This window comes from Arthrobacter sp. Hiyo1, assembly GCF_001263615.2.
GTDB lineage: Bacteria > Actinomycetota > Actinomycetes > Actinomycetales > Micrococcaceae > Arthrobacter.
This window is the reverse complement of sequence record NZ_DF952469.1, coordinates 261,712-265,903: the sequence shown is the minus strand read 5'-3', so window position 1 is coordinate 265,903 and position 4,192 is coordinate 261,712. Positions and strand designations below refer to the sequence as shown.

General features: G+C 64.9%; 4 protein-coding genes and 1 pseudogene. 1 reads left to right on the top strand and 4 read right to left on the bottom strand.

Translation table 11 applies throughout. From position 1 onward, the window contains the following. The 3 genes and pseudogenes from AHiyo1_RS05785 to AHiyo1_RS05775 form a co-directional block, all read right to left on the bottom strand. Positions 1-531 (bottom strand): YcnI family copper-binding membrane protein (locus tag AHiyo1_RS05785; RefSeq protein WP_059387907.1); only part of this gene is annotated, 531 nt, incomplete at its 3' end. A gap of 117 nt (positions 532-648) precedes the next feature. Next, positions 649-1,251, bottom strand: a complete 603-nt coding sequence (locus AHiyo1_RS05780) for a hypothetical protein (RefSeq protein WP_059387906.1) — start codon at positions 1,249-1,251, stop codon at positions 649-651. A 105-nt stretch (positions 1,252-1,356) separates the two neighbouring features. After that, positions 1,357-2,156: pseudogene (locus tag AHiyo1_RS05775) on the bottom strand (purine-nucleoside phosphorylase). Positions 2,157-2,301: 145 nt separating this feature from the next. On the opposite strand from AHiyo1_RS05775, the gene AHiyo1_RS05770 reads away from it, so the two are divergent. Further along, a complete protein-coding gene (locus tag AHiyo1_RS05770) occupies positions 2,302-3,717 on the top strand; it encodes an NAD(P)H-quinone dehydrogenase (RefSeq protein ID WP_059387905.1) in 1,416 nt (471 codons plus the stop codon). 101 nt (positions 3,718-3,818) lie between these two features. Here the strand turns inward: AHiyo1_RS05770 and AHiyo1_RS27850 are convergent, their stop codons facing one another. Further along, the gene (locus AHiyo1_RS27850) at positions 3,819-3,956 is read right to left on the bottom strand and encodes a type II toxin-antitoxin system RelE family toxin (RefSeq protein ID WP_340639288.1); all 138 of its coding nucleotides are present in this window, start codon (positions 3,954-3,956) and stop codon (positions 3,819-3,821) included. Positions 3,957-4,192: the final 236 nt, after the last annotated feature.

The following is a 4,192-nucleotide window of genomic DNA, read 5'->3' as shown; positions in this document are numbered from 1 at the left end:
CGAGGGAGCCGGGTGCTCCGGTTCAGGCTGCCCCTCAACGGTCTTCTCGTCCCACTTCACCACCGTGCCGTCGGTGTAGCTCTGTGTGGCTGGCAGCGTCACGGTGGTGCCGGCGTCGGGGAGTACACCCACCGAGATCGAGAACGCCTGGTATTCGTTCTGCCCGATCTGGTGTGCGGCGTCCGCGGTCCAGACGACCGAACTGACCGCCTTGGTCACCGTTGCCCCTCCAACCGTGACGGGTTTTGGCAGGGTGGTGGTGACGAGCTCGGCCGTCCAGCCCTCGACCGGCTTCACGGACACAGAGTTGAAGGGCGTATCCGTGGGGAGTGATACTTCGAGCTTGTTGGTCTTGGCCGTCGGGGACTCGTTGGGAACGTTGAAGGTCAGGTGGGTGTAGCCGCCTGCTGCGGGGTCGTCGGGATTGACGTTGACGTGTGCGGACGCTGCGGAGATGCCGAAGGCGAGCAGCCCGGCGGCCATCGTCGCGGCGCAGGCGGTTTTGAGGGTACGGCGGGAGGAGGTCTTCATGGCAATGATGCCCTTTCACAAAGGAAATGCGGTTTGGGGACCGGGGCGGACGGAGGTCCGGACCGGTGAAGGCAGCGAGGTGCCGCCTGTCCCTGGCTATATGTGAAAGGGAGAGTCTCAGACGGCGGGCATCAGGGCTGGCGGGCCGCGCAGGGAAGGAAGCCGAAGGCCGGGAAGGCTGCGTGGATGCACAACCGGGGTCGGGCACGGAGCAGAGGTTCGGAGTGGCTGAATCGCTGTTGGAGCAGGCAGTTGGACCAGCGGCCGCAGCCACGCTGCCAGTGCCCACAATGCTTGTTCGCCGCGCGCGAGGACCAGGGCCGTGCCCAGGGTTGCGACTAAGTGCGCCCCGAGCATGTGCCAGTCGCTGGCGCCAGCGTGGGCTGAGGCGATGGCGCTTACGGTTTCCGGGGTTGACGCCGAGGGAACATGTCCTGCATGCCCGGACTGCAAAGATGCCGCGGTGGACGTTCCGGACAGGGCGCAGAATGCCCAGTGAAGGCAGAGCTGTCCGGCTCCCAGCAGCCCTGCGACGACGGGAAGCGAAAGCCGGGCGCGCGTCAGGATGGCGACAGGGAGGATTGTCAGGGCACAGAGCGCCGTCAAAATGCCTGGTGCCGGAAGGTTTCCGCCGCCGGCAAGGTGCCCACCCGCGGCCAATCCAAGAATGATCGAGCCGACCAGGCTGGTCCGCAAGAACCGGAAAGGCGCGGATGTCATGATCGGCGGTCCTTCCGGTTCGAGCGCTTAGGGCGGAGAATCACTCAAATTCTACTGCGCTACGAACTCCGGAATAGCCGGGAGCCTGGGCTCCCGGCTATTCGATCAAAGCTTGGCGATGATGTCCGCCAGGAGGCGCGAAATGCGTGCGCCCGCCGTCTGGCCCGCCTCGATGACTTCCTGGTGGCTGAGCGGTACCGGGCTGATGCCTGCGGCGAGGTTGGTCACGAGGGAGATGCCGAAGACCTCCATGCCTGCGTGCCGGGCGGCGATGGCTTCCAGAGCGGTGGACATGCCCACCAAGTCCGCGCCGATTCGCTTGGCGTATTGGACCTCGGCCGGAGTTTCGTAGTGCGGGCCGGTGAACTGGGCGTAGACGCCTTCGTCGAGCGTCGGATCCACTTCGCGGGCCAGTCCGCGGATGCGCGAGGAGTACAGGTCCGTGAGGTCCACGAACGTGGCGCCTTCAAGGGGAGAAGCCGCCGTCAGGTTGATGTGGTCGCTGATCAGCACGGGTGTGCCGGGGGTCCAGGCTTCGTTCAGGCCACCGCAGCCGTTGGTCACCACCAGGGTCTGGCATCCGGCTGCCGCGGCTGTGCGTACGCCGTGGACTACAGCGCGGACGCCTTTGCTTCGTAGTAGTGGGTACGCGCGCCGAGAACGAGGGCCCGCTTGCCTTCCTTGGTCAGGACCGAGCGGATGGTGCCCACATGCCCCTCAACGGCAGGAGCGTGGAAGCCGGGAACTTCCGACGCCGTGAGGGTCGCCGTTGTTTCGCCTATGAGATCCGCAGCGGCGCCCCAGCCTGAGCCGAGTACGAGTGCGACGTCGTGGGATTCGACGCCGGTCTCGGCCGCGATGTAGTCGGCCGCAGCTTTGGCGGCCTCGAAGGGGTCTGTATTCATCAGCTCTGTGTTACTCACTGGTACAAACTACAGTGCCGCGCGCGCTGTTGAACAGGGCGGAGTTGGGCAGGTAAGCGGCCTCTACAGGCGTTCTCAGGTGGGGCTTAGTGGCAGGTCCGCCCGCATTAAGTGAGAATGGAACATTGTGACCATGCATCCTGACTTCAGCTCACCACGAATCGCGATCCTGGGCGGAGGTCCAGGCGGATATGAAGCGGCCATGGTGGCTGCGCACTTGGGAGCGAGGGTAACCCTCATCGAGCGCGCCGGACTCGGCGGCTCAGCCGTCCTCACCGACGTCGTACCCTCCAAAACCCTGATCGCGACGGCGGATCTCATGACGCGCGTCGGCGAGGCGGGGGAGCTGGGAGTCAAGTTCGCCGTCGACGGCAGCGATGTGGCGCCGGGCATGCGCGCGGACCTGGGCCACATCAACGACCGTGTCCTGCACCTCGCGCGGGAGCAGTCGGACGACATCCGGGTGGGCCTTGAGCACCTTGGCGTGGAGATCCTGATGGGCTCCGGAAAACTCCTGGACAACCACACCATCGAGGTCATTACCTCGGAGGGTGTCAAGACAATTACCGCCGATGCCATTCTTCTCGCCGTCGGCGCCCACCCCCGCGAACTGCCCACGGCAAAGCCCGACGGTGAGCGCATCCTGAACTGGGCACAGATCTACAACCTCGAGGAACTTCCGGAAGACCTGATCGTCGTCGGTTCCGGCGTCACCGGCGCCGAATTCGCTTCGGCCTACAACGGCCTTGGCTCGAACGTCACCCTGATTTCGAGCCGCGACCAGGTCCTGCCCGGCTCGGACACAGACGCGGCCCAGGTCCTTGAAGGTGTCTTCAAGCGCCGCGGCGTACGCGTCTTGTCCCGCTCACGCGCGGAGGCCGTTGAAAGGACCGACGGCGGTGTTAAGGTGACGCTTGGCGACGGCACCACCGTCTCGGGCAGCCACTGCCTCGTCTGTGTTGGCTCCATCCCCAACACGGCCGGAATCGGACTCGAAGAGGCGGGCGTGGCTGTCACTGAGTCCGGCCACATCAAGGTCGACGGCGTCTCCCGCACCACCGCGCCGAACATCTACGCCGCCGGTGACTGCACCGGAATCCTGGCCCTCGCCTCGGTCGCTGCCATGCAGGGCCGCATCGCTGTTGCGCACTTCCTGGGCGACGCCGTCATGCCGATCAAGCTCCACCAAGTGGCTTCCAACATCTTCACTTCACCCGAAATCGCCTCTGTGGGCGTCTCCGAGGCCGACCTCGAATCGGGCAAGTACCAGGGTGATGTGGTCATGCTGTCCCTGCTGAGCAATGCCCGCGCCAAGATGCGCAACACCAAGGACGGCTTCGTGAAGATCATTGCGCGCAAGGGCTCGGGCACCGTGATCGGTGGCGTCGTCATCGGTCCGAACGCCTCCGAGCTCATCTATCCGATCGCCGTTGCCGTGAAGCAGAAACTGCACGTCGACGACCTCGCAAGCACCTTCACGGTGTACCCATCGCTGACCGGTTCCATCTCGGAAGCGGCGCGGCGGCTGCACGTGCATATGTAGGGCTTTTGCTCTCGGCTCGCATTCGATCCTGCGACACAGAAAATGCCCCACGACGCGCGAATTCGCGTGTCGTGGGGCATTTTCCGTCGCGTGAAACCAGATCAAGCACTTTGGACGACGATGACGAGTCGGCCGTCGTCGATCCGGTAGAGCACCCGATAATCTCCCGTTCGGACGCGCCACTCGACCCGCCCTGCCAGCTTCTTGGCGCCGGGTGGGCGCGGAGTCTCGGCCAGCAACTCGATGGCTGCTTGGACCCGGCGGCGGCCCTCGGAGGGAGCGTGCGCAGTTGCTGAAGGGCCGCCGGTAGGAACGTGATGTTGTAGCTCACGTCAGGCCCAGATCGCATGTGCGTTCCAGATCAGTGGGTCGGCTATTTTGTCAGAGCCTCCTGAGATGCTTCGGGCATGGAAGCGATCGGACACCTCACTACCCGCCAGGCCGCTGCGCCCGGCGGCGGGTTCGTCGTGTTCCA